This window comes from Vitreimonas flagellata (assembly GCF_004634425.1).
GTDB classification, from domain to species: Bacteria; Pseudomonadota; Alphaproteobacteria; order Caulobacterales; family Aquidulcibacteraceae; genus Vitreimonas; species Vitreimonas flagellata.
On the sequence record NZ_SBJL01000004.1, the window covers coordinates 381,196 to 405,265 of the forward strand.

A 24,070-nucleotide genomic window follows, 5' to 3' on the forward strand; every position below is an offset into this window, starting at 1 on the left:
TCCCACCTACATCCGGTGCACGATTCCGCTGTCCAAGCAGGAGATTCTTACGTGGCGACCACCAAGATTACCGACGATAGTTTCGACGCCGATGTGCTGAAGTCTGGCACGCCTGTGCTTGTCGATTTCTGGGCGGAATGGTGCGGCCCGTGTAAGCAAATTGGCCCCGCACTTGAAGAGATCGCCGCCGAGATGGGCGATCGCGTTCAGGTCGTGAAGCTGAACATCGACGATAATCCGATGACGCCGGGCAAGTACGGCGTGCGCGGCATCCCGACATTGATGGTGTTCAAGGATGGCAAGGTCGCGGCCACGAAAGTTGGCGCGATGCCGAAGTCGAAGATCGTCGAATGGCTGAACGAGAGCGTCTAAGCGTTCTCTGCCGCTAGAGCTTCGGCGGCCAGCACAAACGATCCGCAGATCAACACACGCGGCGCAGGCAACTGCGCCGCGTTTTGCATGGCGATGGCGAGGGATGGCGCCGTGGTGCTGTCGATTCCAAGCTTGTCGCCAAGGGCTGCGAGTTCGTTCGTCGAGACGTGATCGTCCGCGAGCGGCACGGCGATGATGTGATCGGCGAAGCGTGCGAGAGCGGCGATGAAAAGTGTCGCGTCCTTGCGCTTGCGCAGACCGACGATGGCGATGTTCTTGCCGCCGCGTCGGGCTTTCATGTCTTGCATCGCGTAGGAAAGCGCGACGCCCGCGTGCGCATTGTGGCCGCCATCAACCCATACTTCGCCGCCAATCGCGCGGATCGGTGCGCTGAGAGCGCCGCGTGTGAGTGGCTGCAAGCGCGCCGGCCATGTGGCGTCGGCGATGCCTTTTGCGAATGCGTCGTGAGAAAGATCGGGGCGCCAGCGCATGAGCGCGGCGCAGGCGAGGCCGGCGTTTTCGATTTGATGCGCGCCGGCGAGCGCGGGCAGCGGCAGATCGAGCGCGCGGGTTTCGGTCTGCACGACGAGGCGGCCGGCATTAGCGTAAGCGTCCCAATCTTGGCCGTGCTGCAGGAGTGGCGCGTTAACGTGTGCGGCGTGCGCTACGAGGATGTCGCAGGCTTCATCGGGTTGACGCGCGATGATGGCGGGTGTGTTCGGTTTGATGATGCCGGCTTTGTGCGTGGCGATTTCGGTGAGTGTGGCGCCGAGAACGTCTTGGTGATCGAGATCGATGGGCGTGATCGCGCTGAGCGCGGGCGTCACGACATTGGTCGAATCATCGCGCCCGCCCATACCCGTTTCGAGCAGAACGAGGTCGGCAGGCGTTTCGCTGAAGAGCAGGAAGGCGGCGGCGACCTGCGCGTCGAATTGGGTGAGGTCGCGGGAGATTGCGGCGATGTGCTCGGCGGCAAGAATGAGCGCTTCTTCGCTTGCGGGCGCACCCGAGACCACGAAGCGCTCGTTCAGCTTGAAGAGATGCGGCTTCGTGTAGGTGTGCACGCGCAGGCCCGCCGCTTCGGCGATGGCGCGCATGAAGGCGATGGTGGAGCCTTTGCCGTTGGTGCCGGCGACGTGGATGATCGGCGGCAGCTTGCTTTGCGGATTGCCGAGGGCGGCGAGCGTCGCGCGCAGCGGCGCAAGATCGAGCGCTTTGCCGTGGCCGAATTCTGGGCCGAAGAGCGCGTCGAAGTGCTCAAGCGCGGAATCGCGCAAGTTTACTCCGCCGCCTTCGCGCGCACTGTCTTCGCGCTCGGCTTACGCTTACCGCTGCGCGGCGCATCGGCTTCTTCATCCGCCGCCGCGATGTCAGTCAGCTCAAACGTCTCGCCACTATCGCCTTGCTTGGCTGCATTCTTGTGCATCAGCACCGAGAGCAGCGTGGCGATCGTCGCCTTCAGTTGGCGGCGATCGACGACGAGATCGACCATGCCTTTGTCGAGCAGATATTCCGAGCGCTGGAATCCTTCCGGCAATTTCTGACGGATGGTTTGTTCGATCACGCGCGGGCCAGCGAAGCCGATCAAAGCGCCGGGCTCAGCGAGATGCACGTCGCCAAGCATCGCGTACGACGCGGTGACGCCGCCCGTGGTCGGGTCGGCGAGCACGACGATGTAAGGCAGGCCTGCTTCGCGCAGCATTTGGATTGCCAGCGTCGTGCGCGGCATCTGCATCAGCGAGAGTATGCCTTCCTGCATGCGCGCGCCGCCGGAGGACGTAACCATGATCATCGCGGCTTTGCGGCGCACGGCGGCTTCAGCGGCAGTGACGAAGCCCTCGCCGGCGGCCATGCCGAGCGAGCCGCCCATGAATTCGAAATCTTGCACCAGCACGACAGCATGCGCGCCGCCGATGCGGCCATAGCCAGCGGCCATGCAATCTTCGCGGCCGACTTTGGCGCGCGCGCTCTTCAAGCGGTCGACGTATTTTTTATCGTCTTTGAATTTCAGCGGATCGGCGGCGACCTTTGGCAACAGGATCGTCTGCCAGGCTTGGTCGTCGAACATTTGCTTGAAGCGCGCGTCGGGGCCGATGCGCATATGGAAGCCCGAGGGCGTCACCCAATCGGAGGCTTCCAGCTCCGAGCGATAGATCAATTCGCCGCTCAGCGGGTCCTTGATCCAGAGATTGTCCGGCGTGTCGCGCTTTTCCTCGTCGCCCTTTTTCTTGGCGAGGCCCGGTCGCGCGAAATTTGACAGCCAGTTCATGCGGGTGTCCCTTTTATTGCCCGCGCGCAGTGCGGACAGCTTCGCTCAGCTGTTTCACTTTGCGCAAGACGCGTTCGACGGCTTGCTCAGAGCCGCCAGCCGCGATTTCATCAACAAACGCCGAACCGACGACGACGGCGTCAGCGTCTTGGGCGATGGCGCGCGCCGCTTCCGGTGTGCGCACGCCGAAGCCCACGGCGATGGGTAATTCCGTGGCGCGCTTGATGCGCTCCACCGCGGCGCGCACGTCTTCGGATGTCGCTGCGTTCGCGCCTGTGACGCCTGCGACGGAGACATAATACAGGAATCCGGAGGCGCCTTCGAGCACATTGGTTAAACGGTTATCGTCGGTGGTCGGCGTGGCCAGGCGGATGATCGAGAGATCATTGGGCGCGAAAGCGGCGCGGAGCGGGGAATCTTCTTCCGGCGGCAGGTCGACGATGATGGCGCCATCGGCGCCGGCGTTCGTCATTTCGCGCGAGAACAATTCGTAGCTCATTTGCTCAACGGGATTGGCGTAGCCCATCAGGATGAGCGGCGTGGTTTGATCCTCGGCGCGGAAGCGGAGCGCGAGATCGAGCGTCTTGCGCAGAGAGCCGCCCGCTTTCAGCGCGCGTTGTGCGGCGAGTTGGATCGAAACGCCGTCAGCCATCGGATCGGAGAAGGGAAAGCCAAGCTCGATCACGTCCGCGCCTGCGGCGGGTAGCCCGCGCAGGATTTCAAAGCAGGTCTCATGATCAGGATCGCTCGCCATGATGTAGGCGACGAGGCCAGCGCGGCCCTCGCGCTTGAGCGATGCGAAGCGGGTGGAGAGGCGGGTCATCAAATCCTCACCCGCTTACGAGGGGAGGGGGCGTGGGCAACGTCCCCCTTCGTCTCGCGGCTGCGCCGCGTTCCACTTCCCCCGCAAGCGGGGGAAGATGAGTGAGCGCCGCTCATATCTTCACCCCAAGCGCATCCGCTACGGTGAACACGTCTTTGTCGCCGCGGCCGCAGAGGTTCAGGATGAGGAGGCCGCCTTTGCCGATCTCTTGCGCGACTTCGCCGACGCGCGCCAAAGCGTGCGAAGGTTCGAGCGCGGGCAGGATGCCTTCGAGACGGGCGCAGAGTTTGAAGGCTTCGAGCGCTTCGTCGTCAGTGCAGCTTAGATATTTCGCGCGGCCGATGTCGGCGAGATAGGAGTGTTCGGGGCCGACGCCGGGATAGTCGAGACCGGCGCTGATCGAATGGCCTTCGAGAATCTGGCCGTCTTCGTCTTGCAAAAGATAGGTGCGGTTGCCGTGCAGCACGCCGGGCTTGCCGCCATTAATCGCCGCCGCGTGCTTGTTGTAAACGTCGAGACCGAAGCCCGCCGCTTCGACGCCATAGAGCTTCACACTCTCGTCGTTGAGGAACGGATGGAAGAGGCCGATCGCGTTGGAGCCGCCGCCTATGCACGCCATCACCGCGTCCGGCAGACGGCCTTCGCGTTCGAGCATTTGCGCGCGCGCTTCGCGACCGATCACGCTTTGGAAGTCGCGCACCATTTCTGGATACGGGTGCGGGCCGGCGGCGGTGCCGATGCAATAGAACGTGTCGTGCACGTTGGTGACCCAATCGCGCAGCGCTTCGTTCATTGCGTCTTTCAGCGTGGCGTTTCCGCTGGTGACGGGGCGCACTTCGGCGCCGAGCAGCTTCATGCGGAAGACGTTGGGCTTCTGGCGCTCGATGTCGGTCGCGCCCATGAACACGACGCAGGGCAGGCCCAGGCGCGCGCAAATGGTGGCGGTGGCGACACCGTGTTGGCCGGCGCCGGTTTCGGCGATGATGCGCGTCTTGCCCATGCGCAGCGCGAGCAGCACTTGGCCGAGGCAATTGTTGATCTTATGCGCGCCGGTGTGATTGAGCTCGTCGCGTTTGAAGTAAATCTTCGCGCCGCCGAAATGCGCGGTCATGCGCTCAGCGAAATAGAGCGGCGACGGGCGGCCCACATAATGGGTCCAGAAATCCGCCATCGTCGCGGCGAACGCCGGGTCGGCCTGGGCTTCGCGATAGGCGCGCTCCAGGTCGAGGATCAGCGGCATCAGGGTTTCGGCCACGAAGCGCCCGCCATATTGGCCGAAGCGGCCATCAGCGTCGGGCAAGTCCTGCCAGTTACGTCTCGCGTCCATCGGGTAGCTTAGGCTCGGGCTGCCGCCAAGAATTGGGCGATTTTGTTCGGGTCCTTTAGGCCGGGGGCGCTTTCCACGCCAGAGGACACGTCCACAAGGCTGGCGCCCGAAGCTGCAATCGCCTCTGCCACGTTCTCCGGATTGAGCCCGCCAGACAAGAACCAAGGCCGGCCAAAGCGCCGCCCGGCCAGGATTGCCCAATCAAACGCCAGCGCATTGCCGCCTGGAAGCCCGCCTGGAGGCGCTTTGGCGTCGAACAAGAGCATTTCAGCCGCCGGCTCGAAGGCGGCTGCCTGGGCCAGGTCGTCCGTTCGGGCGATCCCGAGGGCCTTGATCACGCCGCGCTGGGCGAATTGGCGCAGCTGGGCTGTCCTGGCCGGGCTCTCGTCACCGTGGGCCTGGACCCAGTCGGGGCGCACTTTTTCGGCGATCTCGGCCAACAGCTCGTCGTCAGCGTCCACGGTAACGGCGACTACGTCCGCACGCCCCTTCACCCGCCGCGCCAACGCCGCCGCATGCGCCATCGCCACGTGGCGCGGGCTCTTCGGGAAGAACACGAGGCCGACATACCGCGCGCCGCCCGCCAGCGCCGCGTCCAACGCGTCGGCGCTGGTGATGCCGCAGATTTTGGATTCAGCCATGGACGAGAGAGGTAGGCGCGGCGCGAACGCCGCGCAATGCGACTTACTTCTTCAGCAGATCGCGGATTTCCGTGAGTAGCTTGATGTCCGGCGGTGTTTCGGCGACGGGCGCGGGCTTGGCTTCTTCCTTGCGCTTCATCGCATTCATGCCTTTCACAACGAGGAAGAGCACCCAAGCGACGATCGCGAACTTGATCGCGGAATTGATGAACTTGCCGTAGTTGATCGCAACTTCTGGCGCCGCAGGAACGTGGTTTGCCGCGCCCTCCGCGCCGACGGCGGCCGTTGCTTCTTTCAGCACGAGCTTCAGCGTCGAGAAGTCGATGCCCGCGAGCAGCAAGCCAATCGGCGGCATGACGATGTCGTCGACGAGCGAAGAGACGATCGTGCCGAATGCGGCGCCGATGATCACCCCGACGGCGAGATCGACCACGTTGCCCTTGAGCGCGAACTCACGGAACTCTTTGAACACCGACATAAGCAAACTCCGCTTTGTTCCGCCGATTGCATGACAGGCTTCGCCGTAAGTTTCCAGCCTCGCAAAAGTTGACAGGCTCGCCCTGCATCCGGACATTGTGCGCGGGACGATGGAAGGGGCTAGCACATGAACTTTGGAACGCTGTGGCGTGTGATTTGGCCTGAGCGCGGGCCGCTTTTCGTTGTCGTCGGCGGCATCGTTTCGCTGGCCGGCGATTTCGCGAGCTTTCTCGGCAATATCGCCTCGCCGCAAATCTTGGTCTGGCCGGCTGTTGGCCTTGCGGGCCTGCTCTCATGGTTCTGCTTGGGCCAGGTGAGCAAGGTTCCCGCCGGCGCGGAAGCGGCCGTGCAGGAAGAAGCGATCCAGTGTCGCGAGTGCGATGCGTTTCGGGTCATGCTGTTTGCCAGCGTGGGCGTCGTGCTGTTGCTGCTGGCCGGCCAAGGCACAACGGCAACTGAACGGATCGGCACGCAACTTGGCTTGATCCAAGAAGATGTCAGCGCGATCCGCGAAGACGCCACCGCCATTCGTGATGTGACGTCCTCGGCGGAATTGGTGCGCAATCCGCGCTCAGCGGCGGACTTTTTCCGCAATGCTTGGATCTACAACATGGTGCGGCGCGACAATGCCGCTGCGTGGGATTCCATTCAGGAGCTCTATGGCCGCCATACGCCGAACAAGCTCGACGCCGCAGAACTCTATTTCAACGCGGGCCGGATGAGTCTGACGCGCGATCAGCTGATGGCGCAGATGATTGAAGTTGGCCGTTCGCGGCGCGACGCGGCCATGCTGGTGATCGCCGCGCGCAATATGGAATCGAACGAAGAGGCCTTTGCGCTTTATGACGAAGCGCGCGCCATCGATCCGGACATGCCGTTCGCGTATTGGGACGTGGCGCGCGTGCAGTTGATGCAGATCACCAATGGCGCCACGTCGCGCGACAACCTCGCGTCCGCGCAAGCTGCGGTGGCGGGGCACGAGCGCTTCCTTGAGGTGGCGTCGCGCAAGCCTGTGGCCAGCTATTTCTATCTGCCGCAGCACCAGGCGGATTTCGAGTCGCTGGCGCGCAGCCAGCTAGAATCCTTCCGATCGAATGCGCAAACCTGGGAGCGGATCGTCCAGCAGCAGGACGAAATGCTGGCGCGCCAGAGGCGCTAGACTTTCGCGAGCAGGCCTTGCGCTAGTCTCTTATAGGCGGCGCGGGCCTGTTTGCTGGCGTTGGCGGGATCGTCGGACGTCGCAATCTGCAGCGCGCCTTGCGTGAACGCGCCAAAGAGCAGATGCGCGAGCATCGGGATCATGCGTTTGGGGATGAGCCCGTCATCGGCGAGATGGCCGAGCGCATGCTCACCTAGGCCGATGCGCAATTTCTCTTGCATCGCCGTCCATTCGACGTGGCCCAGCACCGAGGGCCCGTCCATCAGCAGGAGGCGGCGCGCGTCTTTGCTCTCGTAGGCATCGAATAGGATGTCGCCGCCGGTGACGATCTCGTCGGCGAGGTGAGCCACATGGCCCATCGTTTCCTTGGTGACGTGCGCCATGATGTCGTCGAGCACGCTTTCGCAGGCGGCGCGGAAGAGGTCGGTTTTGTCGGCGAACTGATAATAGACCGCGCCCTTGGTGAGCCCGGCGGCGGCGGCGATTTCATCCACCGACACATCGGCAAAGCCGCGCGCGCTGAAGAGCTTGCGCGCAGCGGCGACCAGGCGTTCGCGATTTCCCGTTGACGTCATACTTCGAGTATGATCTTCATACTCTCAGTATGACAAGCGCTCGCTCCTTCTCCACGCCCACGACTATCGGCCTGGCCACTTTAGCTGTGCTGGGCGTCGTCGCTTATGGCTATGCCGAGTATGGCGGCTGGAACGCGGACGGCGCGGGCGCAGCGGCGCGCTACACGGCGCGCTTCTCATTTCCGATCTTCGTCCTGGCGTGGTCCGCGTCCGCGTTGGCGACGCTCTGGCCCGGTGGCTGGCGGAGCGTGATGCTGCGCAGGCGGCGCGCGATTGGCTTGAGCTTCGCCGCCGCGCATTTCGTGCATTTCGCGGCGCTGCTGATTGCGGTGTGCGTGTTTGCGGCGCAGCCGAGTGCGAAGACCATCTATGGCGGCGGCTTCACCTATGTGTTGATCGCTGCGATGGCGCTGACGTCGAACGATTGGTCCGTGCGTAAGCTTGGCCCGCGCAATTGGAAGATGCTGCACACGTTCGGCGGCCTCGCCATCGCGATCGTGTTCACGGTTTCATATTTGGGGCGGCTGGACGAGAAGCCCTGGCTCGCGATCCCTGCGCTCACGCTTTTGGGAAGCGCCGCTGCGCTGAAGGTGTTTGTTTGGATGAAGAAGCGTGCGCCGCAGCGGGCCGTATCCTGACTCCACCCATTCCCGCGGCGATGCAAAGCATCGAGCCCGAGACCCATAAACCAAGACGGCGGCAGCACACGTACGATCGACACGCGCGCGTAAATTTCAGCTCGTAGAGTTTATGGGTCCCGGACTTGTCGCTGCGCGCCAATCCGGGAATGGGTGTTGAGCCTACGGCTCTTCGCCGCCATTCACTTTGAGGCGCAGCTCTTTGCCGGGTTTGAAGAAGGGCACTTTCTTGGCGGCGACTTTCACGGCATCGCCCGTGCGTGGGTTGCGGCCGGTGCGGGCGTCGCGCTTGCGCACGGAGAATGCGCCGAAGCCGCGCAGCTCGACGCGACCGTCTTGGGCGAGCGCGGTCGAGATTTCATCGAGCACCACGTCCACGGCGTGCTCGATTTCGGCGGCCTTGAGCGGCGCCATTTCTTCTTGAAGCTTGGCGACCAATTCCGAGCGCAGCATGGCCGGTGGTTCCCCTATTGCCCGTCCTGCCCAGATAGAGCCGTCTGGAAGCGCCGGCGTCAACCGTCCATCGACTTGAAACTTTGAAAGAAAAGGCCCGACGCGGGGTCCGCGCCGGGCCTTCTTGACATAATTGATGCCGGTAGTCGCTTATTGCTTGTTCTTCAAAGCCGCGCCGAGGATGTCGCCGAGCGAAGCGCCGCTGTCGGACGAGCCGAACTGCGCGATTGCTTCCTTCTCGTCGGCCAATTCCATCGCCTTGACCGACAGCGAGACCTTGCGGCTCGCGCGGTCGAAGCCGGTGACCATGGCGTCGATACGGTCGCCCTTGGAGAAGCGGTCAGCGCGCTGCTCCTGGCGATCGCGCGACAGGTCCGACTTGCGGATGAAGCTGCGTGCGGCATTGCCTTCGCCGAAGGCGACTTCGATGCCGCCCGTGGCCACGTCCACCACTTCGACAGTGATGATCTGGCCGCGCTTGAACTCGGAATCCGAGATTGGGTCGTTGGCGACTTGCTTGATGCCGAGCGAGATGCGCTCCTTTTCGACGTCGACGTCGAGCACCTTGGCTTGAACCACATCACCCTTGTTGAAGCGGGTGAGGGCTTCTTCGCCTTGGGCGTCCCACGCGATGTCAGAGAGGTGGACCATGCCGTCCAGCTCCGGCGTCAGGCCGACGAATAGACCGAACTCGGTCACGTTCTTCACTTCGCCTTCGATCACCGAACCAACCGGGTGTTCGGCGATGAACGCGTCCCACGGATTGGCTTGCACTTGCTTGATGCCGAGCGAGATGCGGCGCTTTTCGCCGTCCACGTCGAGCACTTGCACGTCGACTTCCTGAGACGTGCTCAGGATCTTCGACGGGTGCAGGTTCTTCTTGGTCCAGCTCATTTCGCTGACGTGCACCAGACCTTCAACGCCGGCTTCGAGTTCAACGAAAGCGCCGTAGTCGGTGATGTTCGTGACGCGGCCGGTGAACTTGCCGCCAGCCGGGTACTTGGCGTCCACGCCATCCCACGGATCGGTCAGCAGCTGCTTCATGCCGAGCGAGATGCGCTGCGTGTCCGGATTGATCTTCACGATCTGGACTTTCACCGTGTCGCCCACGTTGAGCACTTGGCTCGGGTGGTTGACGCGCTTCCAGCTCATGTCGGTGACGTGCAGCAGCCCGTCGATGCCGCCGAGATCAACGAAGGCGCCGTAATCGGTGATGTTCTTCACAACACCTTCGCGGATTTCGCCTTCCTTCAATTGACCGACGATTTCAGCGCGTTCCGAAGCGCGGCTCTCTTCGAGCACGGCGCGACGCGAGACGACGATGTTGCCGCGCTGACGGTCCATTTTCAGGATCGCGAACGGCTGCACGATGTTCATCAGCGGGCCGACGTCGCGGACCGGACGAATGTCCACTTGCGAACCCGGCAAGAACGCGTTGGCGCCGCCGAGGTCGACGGTGAAGCCGCCCTTCACGCGGCCAACGAGCGCGCCGTTCACGGCGTCGCCAGCGGCGAACGACTTTTCGAGACGCGTCCAAGCTTCTTCACGGCGCGCCTTCTCACGGCTGACGACAGCGTCGCCGAGCGCGTTCTCGATGCGGTCGAGATAAACTTCGACAATGTCGCCGGGCTTCGGTTGGCCCGCGCCGTCGTCGACGAGGAATTCACGGAGAGGGATACGGCCTTCGGTCTTGAGGCCAATATCGACGACTACGAAGTCGTGCTCGATTGCGACAACGGTCGCCGGGATCACCCGGCCTTCGACCATGCCGCGCGAACCGAGGCTTTCAGAGAGGAGAGCCGCGAAATCATCACGGCTCGGATTGAGGGCTTCTACCGCCATACGTGTACTTACTCCGATACAATCAAAAAGGGCCGACCGGTTGGCTCCGGCGGTCTCGGCTGCACCATGCGGCCGTCCTCTGGGTGGGTTTAGCTTGGCAACGCCAAACGGCCCGAGGGCCGCTTAGGCCCTGGGTCGTGCGGGCTCTATAGGCGTCGTGGGCCTGGGCAGCAAGTGGGGGCGCTGGGGGCGGCGCATCACCGGCGCGCGGCATCCACGATGCGGGAGGCTGCCTCCGCCGCCTCTTCAACATTGAGTTCCGTCGTATCCAGCAGATGCGCGTCCGGGGCTTGGCGGAGGGGGGCGTCGGTGCGGCCCATGTCGCGGGCGTCTCGTTCTTGGATTTGGGTTTTGAGCGTCTCGAAATCGAGCGTCTCGCCGCGAGCTTGAAGCTCGGCCAGCCGTCGCGTGGTGCGGGCTTCGAGCGAGGCGGTGACAAAGAGCTTCACGTCGGCGTCGGGGCAAATGATGGTGCCGATGTCGCGGCCGTCGAGCACGACGCCGGCCGGGTCGGCGGCAAAATCGCGTTGGGCTTTGAGCAGGGCGGCGCGCACGGCGGGCTGGGCGGCCACTTTGGAGGCCGCGGCGCCGGCGGCGCTGGAGCGGATGCGGTCCTGGTCGATCGCGGCCAGATTGAGCGCTTGGGCGGCGGCGAGCGCTGCGGCCTCGTCGGCGGGATCGCCGCCCACGTCGAGCACGGCCAAACCCACGGCGCGGTAGAGCGTGCCGGTGTCCAGAAGCTTCAGCCCATACCGGGCGGCCAGATGTTTGGCGACGGTGCCCTTGCCGGAAGCAGTAGGTCCATCGACGGCGATAATCATGCAGGCGGTTTATGTGCGAACGGGAGCGGTGGGAAGTCAGCGCTTCCGATTGTCTGGGTCTGCGCTATCGTGACCTCGGGTTGTGCGATGGAGGGGGGATGCGCGGCTGGATTCTTGGGGTGATGGTGCTGTGGGCGGCAGCGACCGGCGCCTCCGCCAATGAGTATGCTCTTTCGCGAGCCCGCACGCTGTACGGCCAAATGCTGCAGGAAGGGCAGTGCGAAGTCGCTCTGCCCGCTGCGCGCGAGTTTTGGCGCAGTACAGACTTCTCCACGCTGCCTGAGTCGGCGCGCGCGGATTTTTTGCGTGAGATTGTGCGATGCGCCTGGGAATTGCGCGATCAAAGGGCCGCGGTGGAGGCGGCGCGGGCCGCTGGCGAGCTTGGAGCGCCGTGGACCGACCTTCTGCTCACATATATTGGAATGTCGTTCGAGGACGATCAACTCACGGTCGACTCGTTCTTAGCGCTGTCAGAGAACAATCAGCGCGCACTGTCGGAATTGCCATCGCGTCTTGCGTGGGGCGTTATTCGCGCTGCCAAGAAGCTCGATGAAGACGACGCTGCTGCGTTGCGTGTCCATGACATACTGGCTCGCACCAATTATCTGCCGCCCGAAAACCCCAACGATGATTACCTCCGCATGGATCATGCGCGTCTTCTTCTCCGGGCTGGGATGAACGAGCGCGCGTCAGTTAGACTTGAAACGATCACCTCACCACGTCTCATCATGACGATGCGTGTTGATCGTACATTTGATGCGTTGCGCACCGAGGCGTTTCAGGGCCGGCTAGATGTCCTGGCCGCCGCTGAAGCTGACCTTGAGCGCGCGCAGCGCGCTCAAACGGCCGACGCCCGCAAACTGGCCTTAGTGGTGGAGTTGGGGCAGGCGCTTCGTGCTCTCGGCCGCTTCGAAGAGGCTCGAGCTTTGCTCGATCGCCACATAAAACGTGCGCAATCGGCTGACGGCCCATCCGTCTATTCCGACATCGAAGAGCAGCTGAACTGGGCGCTGAACGAACTTGCTTACGTCTATTATGACCTTGGCCGCGCTGCTGAAGCACGTGAGACGTTTGGCCTCTCAATCGCCGTTGGCGAGAATGGCGAATGGAGCGTGAGCCAAGTCATCAACTTCGCATCCATGCTTGAATCGGAGGGTCGGGGCGCTGACGCTTTGGAGGTTCTGCGGACAACCGGACGAGCCTCGCCCTACGGCGATATGTGGGTGGCGTCGGTGCGGGTTTGCGCAGCAGATCAAACGGGCAATCGCCGTTTGCGCGATGAGGCGCTTGCCTTCGTCCGCGAACACGAAGCTGACAATCGGGCCGCCGCCGCGCGCGCGCTTCTTTGCGTGAATGACATTGAGGGGGCCGCAGCGGCCTACATTCGTCGCCTTGCAGACGAAGAATCACGAGCGGACGCCCTGCTTGCGCTGCAGGACTACCCAGAGCGCTCAGACGCCGTGTTTCCCCGCGAAGACATCCTACGTCAGCGCCTGGAAATGGTGCGTGATCGCGCAGACGTGCGCGCAGCCATCGAAGCTGTCGGGCGCGTAGAGCAGGTGCCGTTACGGGGCGTGTATTGGGGTGATTTCTAAGCGCGCTTGCGGCTGCTCAGAGAATCTACGTTGACGCGTGTCAAACTTGCGAGTGACGGCGCGTCACGATTTACTACCTAGAAAGACCACATAGGGAGCGCCAGCAGATGGCCAGCGAACATTTCGACGTCCTGATCGTGGGCGCTGGCTTAAGCGGCATCGGTGCGGCTTACCACCTGCAGAAGAAGTGCCCCGGCAAGAGCTATGTTATTCTCGAAGGGCGCGAGGCGATCGGCGGGACGTGGGATCTGTTCCGCTACCCCGGCATTCGCTCCGACAGCGATATGTACACGCTGGGTTACGCCTTCAAACCGTGGACCGAGCAGAAGGCGATCGCCGATGGGCCTTCGATCCGCAAATACGTGAATGAGACGGCGCGCGAGAATGGCATCGATGAGCACATTCGCTTTGGCCATCAGGTGAAGCGCGCGTCGTGGTCGACGCAAAACGGCCGATGGTCGATCGAGGCCGAGCAGAACGGCGAGCGCAAGAATTTCACCGCGAAGTTCGTGATGATGTGCGCCGGCTATTATCGATATGACGAAGGCTTTACGCCGAATTTCGAGGGCGTCGGTGATTTCAAAGGCCAGCTCATCCATCCCCAGCATTGGCCGGAGAATTTGGATTATGCCGGCAAGCGCGTCATCGTGATCGGCTCCGGCGCGACGGCGGTGACCTTGGTGCCGTCGCTCACCGACAAAGCCGCGCACGTCACGATGCTGCAGCGCTCGCCGACCTACATGGTGTCGCAACCGGCCGAGGATGCGGCGGCGAATTGGCTGCGCCGCGTGCTGCCGGAGAGCGTCGCGTACGACATCACGCGTTTCCGCAAAGTCGTGTTCCAGCAGCTCTTCTTCCGTTTGGCGCGCGCGCGGCCGGCGAAGACGAAAGAGCGCTTGCTCGGGCTGCTGCGTGAGCAACTCGGGCCGGACTACGACCTCGATACGCATTTCACGCCGCGCTACAATCCGTGGGAAGAGCGCCTTTGCCTCGTGCCGGACAACGACATGTTCGTGGCGATCAAGGAAGGCAAAGCTTCCGTCGTCACCGATCACATCGACCGCTTCACGGAGAAGGGCATCAAGCTGAAATCCGGCCAGGAGCTGGAAGCGGACATCATCGTCACCGCCACCGGCCTCAATCTTCAAATGATGGGCGGCACGGAATTGGTGGTCGACGGCGAGAAGGTCGATACCGGCAAGACTTACGCTTACAAAGGCGCGATGTTCTCCGATGTGCCGAACTTGGTTTCGGTGTTCGGCTACACCAATGCGTCCTGGACGCTGCGTGCCGATTTGATCAGCGAATATGCCTGCCGCCTGATCAATTATCTTGATGACTATAAGCTGGACCAAGCGACGCCGCGGATGACGCTTGAGCACGTCGAAGAAAAGCCGTTCGTTGATTTCTCGTCCGGCTATTTCCAGCGCGCCAAGCATCTCTTGCCGAAGCAAACCACAACAGCGCCCTGGAAGCAGAACCAATCCTATATGCACGACATGATGGATCTGCGGTACGGCGCGCTGGAGGATGGCGTGCTGGAGTTCAAGAAGAAGCCGACTGCCGTCGAAGCGAGCGCGCGGCCCGCGCGCGCGGAACCCGTGGCCTGACCGCGCTAGCGCGCGCTCGAAGCGTAAGCTACCACGCTAGCGGACTTCGCCGGGGGCGCGCTTGAAACGTATCAGCTTACTCGTACTCGCAGGCCTGATTGCCGGCATCATTGTCGGAGAGCTGGCCAAGGCGAGTGGCAATCCGACTGTGGTGAGCGCCGTTGAGGTGATCGAGGCGTTCGGCGGGCTTTGGCTGAATACGTTACGCATGACGGTCGTGCCGCTTGTGGTGTCGCTTCTGATCGTCGGCGTCGCTTCGGTGGCGGACACGACCAAGACCGGCGGTCTGGTGGCGCGCGCCGTGGTGCTCTTCACCTTTCTGATCTTTCTCGCGGGCGCGTTCACCACAGCCGCGACGCTCGGCATGCTCGAACTCTGGCCCGTAGATCGCGCGGTGGCGGAAGCATTTGTGGCCAGTGTCGGCGGCAATGCGGTGACCATCACCGAGCCGCCCACGTTCGTATCCTGGCTGCAAGGGCTTGCGCCCTCCAATCCGGTGACGGCGGCGGCGGAAGACGCTGTGCTGCAAGTCGTCGTGTTCTCGATCTTCTTCGGCTTCGCCGTGACGAAGCTCGATGCGGGCTTGCGCGACCCGATCGTGACGTTCTTTCGCGCCGTGTCGGAAGCGATGATCGTGATCGTGCGCTGGGTGCTGATCGCGGGGCCCTTCGGCGTATTCGCGTTGGCGACCGGCGTTGGATTGCGCGCCGGCTTCGAAGCTGCGGGCGTGCTGACGCAATACGTGATCATCGTATCCGCCGCGACGCTGGGCATCACGATCGTCGCGTATCTGCTCGCGATCACCTGGGGTCGACAGCCGATCGGGCGTTTCACGGCGGCCGCAGCACCCGTGTGGGCAATCGCGGTGTCGACGCAATCGTCGCTCGCGTCGTTGCCGGCGATGCTGGATGCGGCGCTGCGTGGGTTGGGAATCCCGGCGCGCATTGCGGACGTCGTGCTGCCGCTCGCGGTCGCCGTGTTTCGCTTCACCAGCCCTGTGGCGAATTTGGCCGTCGTCTATTTCTGCGCCCACCTCTACGGCATCGAGCCGACCTTGATGCAAATCGGCGTCGGTTTGGTGGTCGCGTACGCCGTATCGATCGCAGCCGTCGGTTTGCCGGGGCAGGTGTCGTTCATCGCCTCAATCGCGCCGATCTGCTTGGCGATGGGCGTGCCGACGGAATTGCTGGGCATCCTCATCGCGGTCGAGATCATTCCGGACATCTTCCGCACGCTCGGCAACGTCACCGGCGATCTCGCGGCGACGACAATCCTGTCACGCAACGAAAAGCGCGAGGAAAGCGCCGCTTAGGCGGCTTCGAACTGAACGCTCGTGTCGTTGGCCACGTTCTGTGGCGCGCGCGCGGGGATACGCAGCGTAAACGCGGACCCTTGGCCTGGCGCGCTCTTCAGCGTGACGTCGCCGCCCATCATCCGCGCGAGGCGGCGCGTGATGGCGAGGCCAAGCCCGGTGCCGCCGTATGCGCGCGTCGTGCTCGCATCAGCCTGCACGAACGGCTGGAACAACCGGGCCTGCGCCTCTGGCGAAATGCCGATGCCGGTGTCGAGCACTTCGAACACAACCCATGACGCGCCGTCGCTATCTTCGCGGCGCGCGCGCAATTTGATCTGGCCGTGCTTGGTGAACTTCGCCGCGTTGGCCATCAGGTTCAGCAAGCATTGGCTGAGCTTGAAGCCATCTGTGTCGGCGCTGCCCAATTGCGCCGGTATGTCCAGCGAGATGGAATTGCCGTTCGCGGCCGCAGTCGGCGCGACGGTGGCGACGACCTCTTGCGCAAGCGCGTTGAGATTGACGGCCTCGATCGCCAGCGCCGCGCCGCCCGCTTCGATCTTCGACAGATCGAGCACGTCATTGATCATGGCGAGCAGGCGATGCGCCGCGCCGTGGATTTTCTCCAGATCGCCACGATCGGCGGCATCGCCGCGATCGTCAGCCGATTCCATCAGCATTTCGCCGTAGCCGATAATGGCGTTGAGCGGCGTACGCAGCTCATGGCTCATGGTGGCCAGGAATTGCGATTTGGCGATGTTGGCTTCCTCGGCCGCGACACGCGCCGTGTCGAGTTCGTTGAAGGCTTGCTTCAACGCCACGTCGCGGCGCTCGATTTCGTCCATAATGTTGCGCAAGCGTTCCGTCGGACGCTCGCGCTTGCGATCGTTGGCGGCGATTTCGGCTTTGTCGCCGCGACTGGCGAGAATTTCCTCGGCGCGGCCCACGAGGTGCAGCATCGAGCGGCGGCTGCGATAGATCAGCAGCGCAATCACGAGGAGGCCCGCAAAGAGTGCGCCGCCAAGCATGATCGCCAGCGTCATCAATTGCAGCGCCTGCGACTGGATTTCGGACCGCATGGCCTGCGCTTCGGCGCGTTGTTCGGCGGCCGCGACTTCGCTTTCCAGATTGGCGCGCACTTCGCGAACGCCGTCATTGAAGCGCGTGCGCGAGAGCGCCTCCGCGGCTTCATGCGCGCGAAGCAGCACGGAGAACGCTTCCACGTGCCGACCTTCGGCGGCGAGCACTTCCGGCTCGATCATGTCGAGCTGTTCGGTGAGATAGGGGTCGCCGCGCGAGGTGGCGAGCGCACGCACGCTATCGAACGCTTGACGTGCTTCGTCTGAGCGCTGCAAGCGGGCGAGCGCGTGCACGTGGTAAACCAGAAGCCGGCTCATGTACTCCGGCGGCGCGCTGGTGATCGCGCGGCCAGTCTCGGCGCAGCGCAAAGCGGCCTGGTAGTTCGACGCAAGGAAGTTCACGCGCGCGCAGAGCAGACTCGTGAAGAAGATGTCGGATTGCTGACCGCCGCGTTCGGCGATGCGGCGATGAATGGCGGCAAGGCGTAGAGCTTCGTCGTGCGCGCCCGCTTCGGCGAACATACCGGCCAGATTGTTGACAATCACAGAGCCATCGACCGGTTTGCCGCTCTCAGTGTCGAGTTCGACAGTGGTCTGGAGATGCTGCAGCGCTGTGCGATAATCGCCGATGCTGGTGGCGTTGTAGGCCAACGCGTCGTGCAGACCGGAGCGCAGCGTGCGGGTGGCCGGCGTGTCAGGTAGGCCGACCAAACCGGCGCGCGCCGCTTCGACCGCGTTGCCGAAGAGGCCAAGATCGGTGAGCGCGTACGAATGCAAACGCTCGCCGGCGGCGCGGACCAGCGGGTCCTGCACGTTTGGCATCAATTGTTCGAGGTTGCGGCGCGCGGCGACGTAATCGCCATCAAGCGCCGGCGCATAGGCGCGGAGCACGCCCGCCATCGCGCTGAAGCGGCGGCTGTTCTGCGCGTTGGCTTCCTCTTCGAGGGCGCGCAGCGAGTGCACCGCGGATTCGGCATCGGACGCGACATAATCGTCGGAGGCGAGATCGTAGAGTGCTTGAAGCCGCGCGTCGCCCCGCAGTCGCGCCGCCTCGGCCTCCCGTGCGCTGCGGACGCCTGGCGTTATGAAAAGATTGCCGGCTTCGATCCGGCGCGCCAGCGCTTCGCCGCGGACAACCCAGTCCGCGCTTTCCTGCGCGTGCGCCGCACCCGCAAAGCAAACGACGAGCGCGCACGCTCGCAGCGTGCGCATCATATTGGCCAGCATCAGCCCCACCTGTTTTCAGGCGATGATGCCGAACGGGCGTTAAGGGAGCGCCCTAATCATTAGGTAAAATTGAGATTTACTACACGCTCACGCTGGCGCGATGTCGGCGCCCAGGCTGCGCATGAAATCGGTGAAGCCGGGGAAGGAGGTGGCGATCATGTCGGCCTCGTCGACTACGATCGGCTCTTTCGACGCCAAGCCCATGACCAGGAACGACATGGCCACGCGGTGATCGCCCATGGTGCGGATTTGCGCGCCACCGCGGACGCTCTTCCGCCCGCGTCCACGCACGATCAGGCCGTCCGAGAGCTCCTCCACCTCGACGCTGCACGCGCGCAGGCCTTCGACCATGAGTGTGATGCGGTCGCTTTCCTTCACCCGCAGCTCGGCTGCGCCGGTGATGCGTGTCTCGCCGTCGGCGAAGGCGGCGATCACCGATAGGATCGGGAATTCGTCGATCATCGAGGGCGCGCGCTTCGGCGGCGGCGTCACGCCCACCAATTCGCTGCCGCTGACGACGATGTCGGCGATCGGCTCGCCGATTGGATCGCGGCGTTCTTCAAAGCGCAGCTTGGCGCCCATTTCGAGCAGCGTCTCATAGAGCCCAAGCCGCAACGGATTGATCAGCACGTCCTGCACGCGCACTTCAGACTTGCCGGTGATCAAAGCCGCCGCCACTGGGAAAGCCGCTGACGATGGATCGGCCGGCACATAGACGTTCGCCGCCTTAAGCTCGCTGGCGCGGACGCGCGGGCAAAGGCTGCCTTCGATTTCGACCGTGTCGATATTGGCGCCGAAGACGCCCAGCATGCGTTCGGTATGGTCACGCGAGCGCTCCGGCTCGATCAGCACGGTCTCGCCCTCGGCGCGCAAGCCGGCCAACAGCACGGCTGACTTAATCTGCGCCGATGACACCGGCGAGCGGTAGGTGATGCCCTTGAGCTGGCCGCCATGCACGATCAGCGGCAGGCGGTTTTCCACCCCGTCAAACCGTGCGCCCATCTGCGAGAGCGGGGCGACGACCCGGTTCATCGGCCGCTTGCGCAAAGATTGGTCGCCGTCGAAACGGGCGCTCAGCTTGTAACCGGCGACCGCCCCCAAGAGCAGGCGGGCCGCGGTGCCGGAATTGCCGCAATCGATGGTCTCGGCCGGTTGGCGGAAGCCGCCGGCGCCCGTGACCAGCCAGCGGCCCGGCTCGATTTGCTCGGCGTTCGCCCCAAGCTGACGCACGGCCTCGGCCGTGTTGAGCACGTCGGCCGCCTCCAAAAGCGCCGTCACCTCGGTCTTGCCGGTGGCCAAAGCCCCGAAAATCAACGCCCGATGGGAGATGGATTTGTCGCTCGGCGGGCGGACTTGGCCATTGAGCAGGCGTACGGAACGCGCCCTGAGACGCATGGGAGAAAGCCCTCTCTGCGGGGAGACTGAAAAGGGAACGACAAAGCTTTTGACAGGCGCGCCGGACGGTGGCAAGCGAGCGCCCCGCGTCAGGGGTGTGGAATCTCTGGCGAAAAGGCGAATGGAGAGGCGTTTGGCCAAGACCGACTTGGGCGACAAGCAAGTCTGCCCCAATTGCGGCGCGCGATTTTACGACCTGCGTAAGCGTCCGGCCGTCTGCCCGAAATGCACCACCGCTTTCGACCCCGCCGAAGAGGGCCTCCGCGCGCGTCGCAGCCGCGGCCGCGTAGCCGCGCACGACCCGGCCCTCGAGGACGATGAGGATGAAGTCGACGCTAAGAAGAACAAGAGCGGCGACGACGAGGATGAGGACGAAGAGGCCGAAGAGACCGAGGCGCTCGATTCCGAAGAGGTCGAAGTCGCTACGCTCGACAGCGACGACGACGACGCCGACGACACCGCCAAGGGCGGCGACGACGATCTGCCGGAAGGCTTCTCGGAAGATGACGGCGAAGATGTCGCTGACGCTGACGACGACACCGTGCCGCTGATCGACGACGAAGAAGAATTCGATGAGGACGAACTTGGCGTCCCGGGTGGCGATGACGACGATAGCAACCGATAAGGCTGCTTGACGAATTAAGCGCGGGGGCTAGTTTCCGCGCTTCCTTGAGTCCGGGGGCTTCGCGTGTCGAAGCGCCAGCGACGATGGGCCCTTAGCTCAGCTGGGAGAGCGCCTGCATGGCATGCAGGAGGTCAGCGGTTCGATCCCGCTAGGGTCCACCACCTTCTGCGCTCCTGTATTTGCAGGGATTTTTCTCAATCCGGACACTTGGCGCTGTCTTGTCGCGCCGGCCAACGAGAGAGCGGCGCGAAGCGCTCACCAATCTGCGCGTTTGCGCGGCCTATCTCTCGCCGTTTGGGATTAGTTAGCTCTTCGCGCACGTCTGCTTCATCGTGTGTACGTGTTGATGCAGTGAGGCGCATACACGCGATCGCTTTGTGCAGTGAATGCATACGAATCCGTACAGCGCAAACAAGACGCCGCACACACATGCGCATTGGTGATGTCGCGAAGGCGCCTCGTGCGCTGTGGTAAAGCGTTCGCGTTGCGCGCTCCAATCGAGCGGCAGTGGTTCAGAAATCAACGCCGTGAGCGTCAGCGTGCGCGGCTGACGCCCTTCCAAGATTTGCGCCACCAGATCCAGCGCCAAAAATGCCAGCGGCAAGAGCTTGGCGGTGTGCAGGATGCAAAGACCCTCGTTGCGCGCCAGAGCTTTTATCGAGATCGGCGACCTGCTTCCAGGCGCTTCACCCAGGACCGCGCCATCACCACGGCGCGCACCAGTGAACGATCCATTTGGCGGAGAGCGGCGCGCCGGCCCGGATCAGGGCGGTTGAATTCCGCGGCCGCTCGAAGGCGTCCGGGCAGCGCAGCGTGACCGGCTCGGCCTCGGCTTCCCCGCCCAAAGCCTCTGCCGCCGCTTCGATCAGCAACTCGGTTGGGAAGATTCGCACCCGCTGAACGGCCTCTACCGACCGTTCTCACGTGTCAGGCTCCCAACTCGGGGCGAGGCGAGGGGTGACGATTTCCACGACCGCCGCCTTATATTCGGCCATCGGCGCCCGATGCACAGCGCCTCGCGGGCCTTCAAGCCCGTGCTTTCGGGTGACGTAGAAGCGATAGCGCACCTTGGTCTTCAACACGGTGCTGGGGCTCATTGGATTGTTCAGTGAGTCAAACACCTTGCCGATGAAGCATGCGCCCCTTGCCGCGCATTTTCGCCCGTAGCGTTTGCACCGTGTCCCACAGTTCTTGGTCGCTGATGCGCTCGTGCTGGCCTGCATACCGCACGCCCCCTTGTGACGGATGTGCGGGACGTTTGGCCATGTGCGCCACTCGCGCCGGTACGACCGCAAGCCCGGACGACGGGGCGAGACAGGAGTGGGGCAAGCGTGGTTGCTTCTCGGCGGCGAAGTCCTGCGTGGAGCCTGAGCGGAGGCGACGCGCCCTTAGTCCAGCTGTAGGCGACGGCATGAAGGCCAGCGGTGTTCGCGCCGCACAAACAGGCCGGACACATGGGCGTTACCTGCCGCCGAGCATGATTAGAGATTTTCCTTGCCAGCAAGGCGTCGTCCACACATGGGGTGCGCTGCCCTCAGCCTTCTGCGAAGCGGCGTTGACCAATCCGGGTCGGCCGCCAAGAAGCACGCTTCAAGCTCGGCCAGGATGAGCGTTCGGACGTGTTTGCTCAAATCTTGGAGAAGGTGTCGCCAGATTTGCGATGCGCCATGTCGGGCACGGTGAATCAATGCTTTGGCGCAACGCCGCCCCACTCACGCATCGGCGGGCGCGGGCACGCCTTGCGCAAGCGCGAGCGGGGATGCGCCGCGCGCGCGGTTACGGGCGCCGAGTGCGATGAGAAACACCGCACTCAAGGCAAGACTCGCATTCATCCAAATTCCCGCCGGCGACAACGCATCGGCGCCGAAGCGCGCGATGTGGGCGATCGGAAGCGCCAGCGTCAGGATGCCAGTCACGAACGGTGCAAGCCAGTGCACAACGCGTTGCGGAATCCAAACGCCGGCGAGGCTCAGCAACAGCAGACCCGCCCAGAACACAGGCTCGGCCGGCACAGTCCACAGGATGTAGAGCGTGCTGGCGAGTGCGAGCATGGCGGGTGTCGCCCACACGAAGCTCGTCCAGGCCGATTGAATGCGGGGATGTTCGCGGCCACGCGCGGCGGCTTTCGCAAGCCAGATATCGACGCCCGTCGTGCAGATGAAACTGAGCGCCAGCCCAAACGCCAGGTAGAGAAGCTTCACTGCCAAACCGCCAAAGGCGCCCGCGTGAATACGGAACATGCTGGCCAGCACTTGGCGCCCAGCATCGCCTTCGGCGTAGCCATCCGCGCTCATCAAGCCGCCGGCGCTGTCGAAGCGATAGGTCTCGCTATAGATCAAGCGATCGCGATGGCCGGCGCCGATCGAGACAATCTCGTCGGACGTGCCGAATTGATTGAGCGCCATATAGATCGGCGGATTGTCTGGGCGTTCGCGCGCGAGCGTTTCCAGCGCGGCCACAATCTGCGCTTCGGGGAGCGTGTTTGCCGGCGCACCCGCTTCACGCGCCTGCGCCGCGATCGCGGCAGGGTCGCCGTACATCTCGCCCATGGCGCGCGCGCTGTCGCCGCCGAACATCATCGGGCCCGCCACGCTCATCGCCACGAGCGCGAGCCCCATCACCGCACCGGACGCCGCAACCAAGAAATGGAACGGCAAGCCCCACACGGCCAAACGATTGTGAATATCGACACGCGAGAGGCGGCGGCCGCCATCGAGGCGCAGCGTGAAGGCGTCACGAAACATGCGCGGCAGCGCCAACGCGCCGCCCACGATCAGCGCGACCAACAACACGCCCAGCACGCCAATGACTATGAAGCCGATCTGCCAGGGCAGGTGCAGCGCATAGTGCAGTTCGGTGAGAAAGTGCGTGAGTTCGTGCGCGCCGGGCCCGGCATAGGCGCCGTTTGCATCGAAGGCGAGCACGTCCTCTTCGTAATCGATGACGAGGCGTGGCATCTCCGCGCCCGGCGTGATGACGTACACATCCGTCGGCGCAGCGCCAGTTTCTGCAATGTGTTGGCGCACGTAGGCGACAGCGCGGCCGACGGCCTCCGGCGAGGCTTGCGCCATTTCCGGCGCGCCCGGCCGCTCCCAGCGCTCGAACTCGGCGTAGAATACAGCGATCGCGCCGGTGATACAGACGAGATACATCACCGACGCCAGCGCCAAGCCGAGCAATTTGTGCGCCAGCAATTGGCCTTTGACAAAGCCAGACGGCATGCGCGGCCAGATCGGTTTTTGTGCGCCGGCCATCAAGCTGCTCCGCCCAAAACAAAAAGATACGCCCCGCCGCCGAGCACGAACGCCGCGAATGTGGTGACGAGCGTCGCGCGCCATGGGCGCATGGTTGCGAGCAGCCAGAGCGTGGCCGCCGTCCACACGATCATGAGCGCGAAAATGCTGAAGGCAAAGCGATCAGCGTTCACCCCTGGCACGAACGCCTGCCACGCCGCCATCGCCGCCAACGCCAAAGCTGGCGCTGCGATGAGCGCGCCGATCCAGCGCGCGACGTTTCGGCTCAACCGGCCGGGGGAGGTGCTCTCGGCTTCAAGCGACTCTTGCGCGGCGCGCGCTTTCTTGGGTGTCGCGCTATTGCCGACACGCGCAAGCGCGTCGGGCGCCAGCAGGAACAATCCCGCCGCCATCGGCGCGAGCATCGCAAGGGCGAGCCCGCGCTCAATCGAGACATGCATCAGCCATGGCAGTGCGCCGAGCGCGATCAGCGCCCAGCCCGCGACCAACACCGCACCGCCAAGCCCGCGCTTTGCGCGCCAGTGCAAATAGAGGATCGCAAGCCCAGCGACCTGAACCATCATCCCCAAAATCTGCAAAGCAATGTCCATGCGCCGC

Annotated in this window: 23 protein-coding genes and 1 tRNA gene; 8 read left to right on the forward strand and 16 right to left on the reverse strand. The window is 63.7% G+C overall.

Features of this window, described 5'->3' with window-relative positions; all coding sequences use genetic code 11:
* Positions 1–51 precede the first annotated feature (51 nt).
* Positions 52–372 carry a thioredoxin TrxA gene (trxA, locus tag EPJ54_RS17675; protein WP_135213069.1) on the forward strand — a complete coding sequence of 107 codons (321 nt, stop codon included), beginning with the start codon at positions 52–54 and terminating at the stop codon, positions 370–372.
* On the opposite strand, the gene EPJ54_RS17680 is transcribed toward trxA, so the two are convergent.
* From EPJ54_RS17680 to mscL, 6 genes are all read right to left on the reverse strand, one after another.
* The gene (locus EPJ54_RS17680; protein ID WP_135213070.1) at positions 369–1,649 is read right to left on the reverse strand and encodes a bifunctional folylpolyglutamate synthase/dihydrofolate synthase; all 1,281 of its coding nucleotides are present in this window, start codon (positions 1,647–1,649) and stop codon (positions 369–371) included. The genes trxA and EPJ54_RS17680 overlap by 4 nt on opposite strands.
* A gap of 2 nt (positions 1,650–1,651) precedes the next feature.
* Positions 1,652–2,641 (reverse strand): acetyl-CoA carboxylase, carboxyltransferase subunit beta, encoded by a 990-nt coding sequence (gene accD / locus EPJ54_RS17685; RefSeq protein WP_135213071.1) that lies wholly within the window; start codon positions 2,639–2,641, stop codon positions 1,652–1,654.
* 13 nt (positions 2,642–2,654) lie between these two features.
* Positions 2,655–3,464 (reverse strand): tryptophan synthase subunit alpha, encoded by an 810-nt coding sequence (trpA, locus tag EPJ54_RS17690; protein WP_135213072.1) that lies wholly within the window; start codon positions 3,462–3,464, stop codon positions 2,655–2,657.
* 112 nt (positions 3,465–3,576) lie between these two features.
* The gene (gene trpB, locus EPJ54_RS17695; protein ID WP_135213073.1) at positions 3,577–4,791 is read right to left on the reverse strand and encodes a tryptophan synthase subunit beta; all 1,215 of its coding nucleotides are present in this window, start codon (positions 4,789–4,791) and stop codon (positions 3,577–3,579) included.
* A gap of 8 nt (positions 4,792–4,799) precedes the next feature.
* Positions 4,800–5,432: a phosphoribosylanthranilate isomerase gene (locus tag EPJ54_RS17700; RefSeq protein ID WP_135213074.1), complete on the reverse strand. Its 633-nt coding sequence runs from the start codon at positions 5,430–5,432 to the stop codon at positions 4,800–4,802.
* A gap of 43 nt (positions 5,433–5,475) precedes the next feature.
* Positions 5,476–5,910, reverse strand: coding sequence for a large-conductance mechanosensitive channel protein MscL (gene mscL, locus EPJ54_RS17705; protein WP_135213075.1), 435 nt, complete (start codon positions 5,908–5,910; stop codon positions 5,476–5,478).
* A 126-nt stretch (positions 5,911–6,036) separates the two neighbouring features.
* Here mscL and EPJ54_RS17710 point away from each other — a divergent pair, with 126 nt between their 5' ends.
* Entirely contained in the window at positions 6,037–7,068 is a 1,032-nt protein-coding gene (locus EPJ54_RS17710) for a hypothetical protein (protein ID WP_135213076.1), read from the forward strand.
* Here EPJ54_RS17710 and EPJ54_RS17715 read toward each other — a convergent pair.
* Positions 7,065–7,643, reverse strand: coding sequence for a TetR/AcrR family transcriptional regulator (locus tag EPJ54_RS17715; protein WP_135213077.1), 579 nt, complete (start codon positions 7,641–7,643; stop codon positions 7,065–7,067). The genes EPJ54_RS17710 and EPJ54_RS17715 overlap by 4 nt on opposite strands.
* Positions 7,644–7,672: 29 nt before the next feature.
* On the opposite strand from EPJ54_RS17715, the gene EPJ54_RS17720 reads away from it, so the two are divergent.
* Complete coding sequence (locus EPJ54_RS17720) at positions 7,673–8,281, forward strand: cytochrome b family protein (protein ID WP_135213078.1); 609 nt, start codon at positions 7,673–7,675, stop codon at positions 8,279–8,281.
* A gap of 162 nt (positions 8,282–8,443) precedes the next feature.
* On the opposite strand, the gene EPJ54_RS17725 is transcribed toward EPJ54_RS17720, so the two are convergent.
* The 3 genes from EPJ54_RS17725 to cmk all read right to left on the reverse strand — a co-directional run bounded on the left by EPJ54_RS17725 (position 8,444) and on the right by cmk (position 11,397).
* The gene (locus tag EPJ54_RS17725) at positions 8,444–8,734 is read right to left on the reverse strand and encodes an integration host factor subunit beta (protein ID WP_135213079.1); all 291 of its coding nucleotides are present in this window, start codon (positions 8,732–8,734) and stop codon (positions 8,444–8,446) included.
* Between the two features lie 150 nt (positions 8,735–8,884).
* Positions 8,885–10,576, reverse strand: a complete 1,692-nt coding sequence (gene rpsA / locus EPJ54_RS17730) for a 30S ribosomal protein S1 (RefSeq protein ID WP_135213080.1) — start codon at positions 10,574–10,576, stop codon at positions 8,885–8,887.
* 197 nt (positions 10,577–10,773) lie between these two features.
* Positions 10,774–11,397: a (d)CMP kinase gene (cmk, locus tag EPJ54_RS17735; RefSeq protein ID WP_135213081.1), complete on the reverse strand. Its 624-nt coding sequence runs from the start codon at positions 11,395–11,397 to the stop codon at positions 10,774–10,776.
* 98 nt (positions 11,398–11,495) lie between these two features.
* On the opposite strand from cmk, the gene EPJ54_RS17740 reads away from it, so the two are divergent.
* The 3 genes from EPJ54_RS17740 to EPJ54_RS17750 all read left to right on the forward strand — a co-directional run bounded on the left by EPJ54_RS17740 (position 11,496) and on the right by EPJ54_RS17750 (position 15,914).
* Positions 11,496–12,992 carry a tetratricopeptide repeat protein gene (locus EPJ54_RS17740; RefSeq protein ID WP_135213082.1) on the forward strand — a complete coding sequence of 499 codons (1,497 nt, stop codon included), beginning with the start codon at positions 11,496–11,498 and terminating at the stop codon, positions 12,990–12,992.
* Positions 12,993–13,099: 107 nt separating this feature from the next.
* A complete protein-coding gene (locus EPJ54_RS17745; RefSeq protein WP_135213083.1) occupies positions 13,100–14,602 on the forward strand; it encodes a flavin-containing monooxygenase in 1,503 nt (500 codons plus the stop codon).
* A 61-nt stretch (positions 14,603–14,663) separates the two neighbouring features.
* Positions 14,664–15,914: a dicarboxylate/amino acid:cation symporter gene (locus tag EPJ54_RS17750; protein ID WP_135213084.1), complete on the forward strand. Its 1,251-nt coding sequence runs from the start codon at positions 14,664–14,666 to the stop codon at positions 15,912–15,914.
* Here EPJ54_RS17750 and EPJ54_RS17755 read toward each other — a convergent pair.
* Positions 15,911–18,199: an ATP-binding protein gene (locus EPJ54_RS17755; RefSeq protein ID WP_135213085.1), complete on the reverse strand. Its 2,289-nt coding sequence runs from the start codon at positions 18,197–18,199 to the stop codon at positions 15,911–15,913. The two genes, EPJ54_RS17750 and EPJ54_RS17755, sit on opposite strands and share 4 nt — an antisense overlap.
* A gap of 87 nt (positions 18,200–18,286) precedes the next feature.
* Complete coding sequence (aroA, locus tag EPJ54_RS17760) at positions 18,287–19,594, reverse strand: 3-phosphoshikimate 1-carboxyvinyltransferase (RefSeq protein WP_135213086.1); 1,308 nt, start codon at positions 19,592–19,594, stop codon at positions 18,287–18,289.
* A gap of 133 nt (positions 19,595–19,727) precedes the next feature.
* Here aroA and EPJ54_RS17765 point away from each other — a divergent pair, with 133 nt between their 5' ends.
* Both EPJ54_RS17765 and EPJ54_RS17770 read left to right on the forward strand, forming a co-directional pair.
* Positions 19,728–20,219 carry a TIGR02300 family protein gene (locus EPJ54_RS17765; protein ID WP_135213087.1) on the forward strand — a complete coding sequence of 164 codons (492 nt, stop codon included), beginning with the start codon at positions 19,728–19,730 and terminating at the stop codon, positions 20,217–20,219.
* 85 nt (positions 20,220–20,304) lie between these two features.
* Positions 20,305–20,380: transfer RNA gene (locus EPJ54_RS17770), tRNA-Ala, on the forward strand.
* Positions 20,381–20,923: 543 nt separating this feature from the next.
* On the opposite strand, the gene EPJ54_RS17775 is transcribed toward EPJ54_RS17770, so the two are convergent.
* The 4 genes from EPJ54_RS17775 to EPJ54_RS17785 all read right to left on the reverse strand — a co-directional run bounded on the left by EPJ54_RS17775 (position 20,924) and on the right by EPJ54_RS17785 (position 24,063).
* Positions 20,924–21,112 (reverse strand): hypothetical protein, encoded by a 189-nt coding sequence (locus EPJ54_RS17775; protein WP_135213088.1) that lies wholly within the window; start codon positions 21,110–21,112, stop codon positions 20,924–20,926.
* 27 nt (positions 21,113–21,139) lie between these two features.
* Positions 21,140–21,316 (reverse strand): hypothetical protein, encoded by a 177-nt coding sequence (locus EPJ54_RS19935; protein WP_167755814.1) that lies wholly within the window; start codon positions 21,314–21,316, stop codon positions 21,140–21,142.
* A gap of 615 nt (positions 21,317–21,931) precedes the next feature.
* Positions 21,932–23,473, reverse strand: coding sequence for a PepSY-associated TM helix domain-containing protein (locus EPJ54_RS17780; RefSeq protein ID WP_167755815.1), 1,542 nt, complete (start codon positions 23,471–23,473; stop codon positions 21,932–21,934).
* Entirely contained in the window at positions 23,473–24,063 is a 591-nt protein-coding gene (locus tag EPJ54_RS17785) for a hypothetical protein (RefSeq protein WP_135213090.1), read from the reverse strand. Before EPJ54_RS17785 ends, EPJ54_RS17780 begins: the two co-directional genes overlap by 1 nt.
* Positions 24,064–24,070: the final 7 nt, after the last annotated feature.